This is a genomic window from Muriicola sp., from assembly GCF_049669965.1.
GTDB lineage: Bacteria > Bacteroidota > Bacteroidia > Flavobacteriales > Flavobacteriaceae > Muriicola.
This window is the reverse complement of the sequence record NZ_JBATLB010000252.1, coordinates 1-3,977: the sequence shown is the minus strand read 5'-3', so window position 1 is coordinate 3,977 and position 3,977 is coordinate 1. Positions and strand designations below refer to the sequence as shown.

Sequence of the window (3,977 nt, the reverse complement as noted above, 5' to 3'; positions counted from 1 at the left end):
TGTAACAAACAACTCAGGTGGCCATGGCGACGGGGTCCACCCCTCTCCATTCCGAACAGGGAAGTTAAGCCCGTCAGCGCCGATGGTACTGCCACACCAGGTGGAAGAGTAGGTCGCCGCCTTTTTTTAACCCTGAAGTAAATCTATTTTACTTCAGGGTTTTTTTATGGATACAACTGAGCCGCAATCCACGCCCTTGGCGTGATTACTTCCTGTAGCCACCCTTGCAGCACTTCGCTTGCACGGGCGGACAGTTAAGAAATAGGTCTAGGTCTTTTTATGGATAACATTCAAGCAGCAATCCACGCCCTTGGCGTGATTACTTCCTTTAGCCACCCTTGCAGCACTTCGCTTGCACGGGCGGACAGTCAGTAATAGATCGCCGCCTTTTTTTAAAGACCTCTACAGCAATGTAGCGGTCTTTTTTATGCGTATGAAGCCAGCACCCAGATTCAATAAAGAAATCAGCATATTTAAATTTTAAATTATCTTAGCTCAATACTTAAACCATATGAGCAATAATCCTCAGGACACCAAATTCAAAAAATGGTTAGACATTCTTCAGCAGGAAAGCTGGCAATTGGAGCTAATTATCTCAGGTTTTGCTATTTACGGGCTCTTTATGATCATAGATCCTATTGAACTAGGTAATTTAGAGGCCCGAAATCAAGGCAATATGTATCGAATATTTCTGATGCAAGGCCTTATGGTTTCTTGGTATATACTAACTGTTAACTTAATAGGTCATGTTATCTTAAGAGGATTATGGATTGCGGCTATTGGACTTCGGTATGTATCTGGTGAGATTGAATATGACAAACTAGCATATAGCCCAAAGTTCACTAAACATCTTATGAAACGGGTTGGATCATTCGATAACTACGTAGCGACTTTAGAGAAATACTGTAGTGTCATATTCTCTGTTACCTTTTTATTGGTATTTTATTTATTGGGTTTATTAGCCATTTCATTCCTATTTACATTAATAGGATTGTCAATAGATAAAGAGGAAACACCAGATTGGGTAAGATACGGAATAGCAGTACCTGCCATTATATTTTTAGCTATTGGTACCTTTCTAACCTTCATAGATTTTGTAACACAAGGTTGGCTGAAAAAGAAGAAGTGGACCACCTTTTTCTACTACCCCGTCTATTGGATATTTAAATATATTACCCTTAGTTTCCTTTACAGGCCCATGGTTTATAATTTCCTGGATACTAAGTTTGGGAAACGTCTTAGTTTTATCATGGTCCCATTATATCTTGGAATTACTGTTCTTTCAGCTACGGGTTTTAGTACCTCTAATTATCTTGAAAAAGATATGGATTCCAATTCCTTTACGGCTAGTAATAACAATTATCTGGATCAGATAACCTCTTCCAAACTATTTGTAGACAGAGCTGCAATTCCCTCAAAAGTAATCAGCGATCCGTTCCTTCAGGTCTTCGTCGTGTATGGCAGTACGGTAGAAGATGACGTTTTCTATTTCAATAAAGACCTAAAACCAGAAGAAGATCGTCGTGGTATATACTCCGCTTTTTCAGATGGTGTAGTACCTTGGTCCGAAAGGAAAAAAAGAGGTGAGTACATTAAAACATTAGAAGATATGTACACTCTTTCTATAGATTCTGTCGATTTTAAACCCAAATTTGTATTTTCTATAAATGGTCAGAAACAAATGGGGTTCGAAACATTTTTGGACTTGCAAAAGATAAAAAATGGAAAACACATCCTGGAAGTTCAGCGTAAAGACCATAAACTAGACAGCACCTATCTTAGGACGATAATAGAAATACCTTTCTGGCATTACAAAGACTAATCCTGAAATATAGCACAGCACAGAATAAATGAATGAATCTTTATCCTACCATAAAAAGGAAAGACTAAATGCACTTTCTCATGGATTTGGGATTGTCTTAGGAATAATTGGATTTGTGTTCCTATGGAAAAAGCACGATCCCACCTTGATTTGGGCCACAACTAGCATTCTGGTATACAGTATTTCAGTGATACTACTTTTTACGGCCTCAACACTTTATCACAGCGTTGACCATCCCAGAAGAAAAGAAAGACTTAGAGTCCTCGATCACATCTGTATCTATTTCCTGATTGCAGGTACATATACACCAGTTGCACTGATAACTTTACGCGAGTCACGGGGCATCCCCCTCTTTTTTATTGTCTGGGGCGTAGCAATCGCAGGGAGCATGTTCAAGATATTTTACACAGGCAAATTGGAATGGTTATCCCTTTTTCTTTATTTGGTAATGGGTTGGCTGATCGTCTTCGATTTTAAATTTCTCTGGAATCACTTGTCGATAACAGGGATTAGTTTACTTTTCCTAGGTGGAGCATTTTATACCCTGGGCACCATTTTCTATGCAGTACGAAAGATCCCCTATAACCATCTTATTTGGCATATTTTTGTATTAGGGGGTGCCTGCAGCCATTGGATGTTAATTTATACCAGTGTTATCTAATTCTTCAAAACATCCTGATACTCCAGAAAAAATTCCTCGAGTAACGACATTTTTCCCTTAAAGAAGATCATAGTGTCTTCCCAGGTATTCTTGTCGTGAATGGAAACCTTTTCTTTTTGAACATAGATTCTTGATATTACCTTTTGATTCTCAAGGATAAAGACTTCTTCGAATTGTGCATTGGGTAAAGACTCTCCAATAATAGTTTTAAGTGAAAGTAGATTATCCCATAATGCAGCACGCCGGTCTTCTGTAAGACCCTCCACGTCTAAAGAAACCATTGCTCCTTTCATATCAAAATGAAATTTTAGCGATAATCCCTTCACTTTAGTATTGTACAAAATCCATTTTCGCGGAAAGGATTTTCCAAAGGATATCCAGAATTGTTCCCGTAATTGTTTGGATTCCTTTTGACTGAACATTTAAATAAAATAGGCCGTCACAATTCCCATAAAGATCACTATTAATTTTCTCAAATTAAATGTATGACCCTGAGAACTTTCAAAGAGGATCACGGAGGAGATATGAAGTAGGATCCCAATAACGATGGCCGTTATAGGCGCCTTATAGGTAGTGATAAACTCCATATGGTTTGCCAAATAGCTTCCAAAGGGTGTCATCAGAGAAAAAATAAGGATAAAGAAGATCGTATGAGAAGTCTTTAAGGTTGAATTGAGCAAAAACATACTTAGAATGAGGGCAATAGGGATCTTGTGTATTAAGATTCCATAAAATATAGGATTGGCACTGGTTAAAGGAAGTCCCTCCATAAAAGAGTGAATACATAGACTAACGAACAATAACCAGGGAAATTCCTTTTTCAGACCATTCCAGTGCATATGACCGTGTTCTGCGCCCTTGGAGAAAAATTCCAGAAATATCTGAAGCAAAATACCAATCATGATAAAGATTCCCATAGATCTTGGATCCGAAGCCGTATACGCCTCGGGAAGAAGGTCAAATATGGTTAGTGCCAATAAAAATGCTCCGCTAAATGCAAGCAGGAGTTGTAACCCCAAGGTTTTTTTAGGTTCAACAATGGCCACAAAACCAAAGCTAAAAAGTACCGAAAGAACAAGAAATAAATACTGCATCTATATGTGGTGACCAAATGGTGGCGGAATTCTTAATAAGGCTTAAAATTAGTGTATTTTTGCCTCTAGACAGGAATAGAAATGGGGAATAATTTTAAGATGATAGCAAAGACCCTGTATGGGTTCGAGGAATTACTGGCAAAAGAATTGCGCAATTTAGGGGCTATGAACGTTCAAACAGGGGTTCGTAACGTGTCATTCGAGGGGGATACGGGCTTTATGTATAAGGCCAACCTCTGCCTGAGAACGGCTATTAAGATCATCAAACCCATCAATTCGTTTTTGGTAAGCGATGAGCATGAGTTGTACAAAAAGATCTATGCCATGGATTGGAGTCCTTACCTCTCCGTTGACACTACCTTTGCCATAGATGCCACCGTTAATTCAGATAACTTTACCC

General features: G+C 38.7%; 5 protein-coding genes and 1 rRNA gene. 4 read left to right on the top strand and 2 right to left on the bottom strand.

The genetic code is table 11. The features are described 5' to 3' along the window. The first annotated feature begins 13 nt into the window (after nt 1–13). The 3 genes from rrf (at nt 14) to trhA (ending at nt 2,483) form a co-directional block, all read left to right on the top strand. A 5S ribosomal RNA gene (gene rrf, locus WBM49_RS12745) occupies nt 14–125 on the top strand. Between the two features lie 386 nt (nt 126–511). Then, nucleotides 512–1,822: a hypothetical protein gene (locus WBM49_RS12740; protein WP_424372432.1), complete on the top strand. Its 1,311-nt coding sequence runs from the start codon at nt 512–514 to the stop codon at nt 1,820–1,822. A gap of 28 nt (nt 1,823–1,850) precedes the next feature. Further along, a complete protein-coding gene (gene trhA / locus WBM49_RS12735; protein ID WP_424372431.1) occupies nt 1,851–2,483 on the top strand; it encodes a PAQR family membrane homeostasis protein TrhA in 633 nt (210 codons plus the stop codon). Here the strand turns inward: trhA and WBM49_RS12730 are convergent. Together WBM49_RS12730 and WBM49_RS12725 are read right to left on the bottom strand one after the other, a co-directional pair. Next, a complete protein-coding gene (locus WBM49_RS12730; RefSeq protein ID WP_424372430.1) occupies nt 2,480–2,905 on the bottom strand; it encodes a DUF4268 domain-containing protein in 426 nt (141 codons plus the stop codon). The two genes, trhA and WBM49_RS12730, sit on opposite strands and share 4 nt — an antisense overlap. Then, nucleotides 2,906–3,577 carry a ZIP family metal transporter gene (locus WBM49_RS12725; RefSeq protein WP_424372429.1) on the bottom strand — a complete coding sequence of 224 codons (672 nt, stop codon included), beginning with the start codon at nt 3,575–3,577 and terminating at the stop codon, nt 2,906–2,908. Nucleotides 3,578–3,658: 81 nt separating this feature from the next. On the opposite strand from WBM49_RS12725, the gene WBM49_RS12720 reads away from it, so the two are divergent. After that, nucleotides 3,659–3,977: THUMP domain-containing protein (locus WBM49_RS12720; protein WP_424372428.1), on the top strand; the 319-nt coding region annotated here is incomplete at its 3' end.